The organism is Stenotrophomonas maltophilia group sp. LNF247 (assembly GCF_054083135.1).
The window spans coordinates 1-1024 of the sequence record NZ_JBSRQL010000043.1; the positions used below are offsets into that span (position 1 = coordinate 1).

Here is a 1024-nt window from a genome sequence, read left to right on the forward strand (position 1 = left end):
TGGAGCGGGTCAGTCCCATGGCCGCCATGTAGAGGATCTGGCGCAGGCTGGCGTTGCCGCGCTTGGACAGGCGCCGCCTACCGATCCGGGCGCCGGATTCGTTGGGGCGCGGATCCAGGCCGGTACAGGCGATCCAGGCGTCCGAGCTGGTCAAGGGCCATCGTGTGATGTGATGGGTGACGAAGGCCGCTACCGTCGGCCCAACCCCCGGAATGGTCATGATCCGCCGATACAGGTCGCGCTGTTCGCCACTGCGGCACAGTTGCTGAATCTGTTGGTCGAGCAGGGCAATGGCCTCTTTCAGACCATCGAAGATGCGCCCAAAGATGGCCGACTCCGACGCCCCCGCGCCTAGCGAGAGATTCAACTTCGCCTTGCTCCGGACCAGGCTGTCACGTTGCTGGAGCAGCACATGCAGCTGCTCCTGCGCAGGCGATCGGGCGACATGCTCATGCAGATTGTCGGCCTCCTTGGCGATGTAACGCGCAATGACCTGCGCGTCACCTGAGTCGGTTTTGCCGCGGCAGGCCACGCCCTTGGCGTAATGTTTGATGTCGCGCGGATTGAGCACAAAGACGACGTGGCCGGCCTTCTGGGCAGCTTGAACCACAAGCTCGTGGTAGCGATTGGTTGCTTCCACTCCAATGCGAGACCCGACCGGCAGAGTGGACAGCCACTTACCGATGGCTGACGCTGAATTGGGGATTCGAGTGCTGCCCTTGGTGCCATGGCGTGCCACCACAAGGCTCTTTGAGTCGGCATCGATGCCGACGGCCAAATGATCTGACATCTGCGCAACTCCCAGCTATTGTTGAGGGGCTGGGGTGGTACCGCACCACGTTGGCTTGCCTACATCGGCGGTCCTCAAAGGCCGCTAGATCCTTTATCGACGTTAAGGTGCGGGATGGGGATCGCTCGGCTCGTCTGTCGGCTGCTATCCGCAGATATCATGTTGACGGTCCCTCCACCCTGGCTCCTACATACCGCGTAGGAGCCGGGAGGAACATACAAGCCATGCTCGGCT

General features: G+C 61.8%; 1 protein-coding gene. It reads right to left on the bottom strand.

Translation table 11 applies throughout. The features are described from left to right. The coding region (locus ACTXG9_RS19550) for an IS110 family transposase (RefSeq protein WP_457654821.1) at positions 1–790 on the bottom strand (790 nt) is incomplete at its 3' end. Positions 791–1024 lie beyond the last annotated feature (234 nt).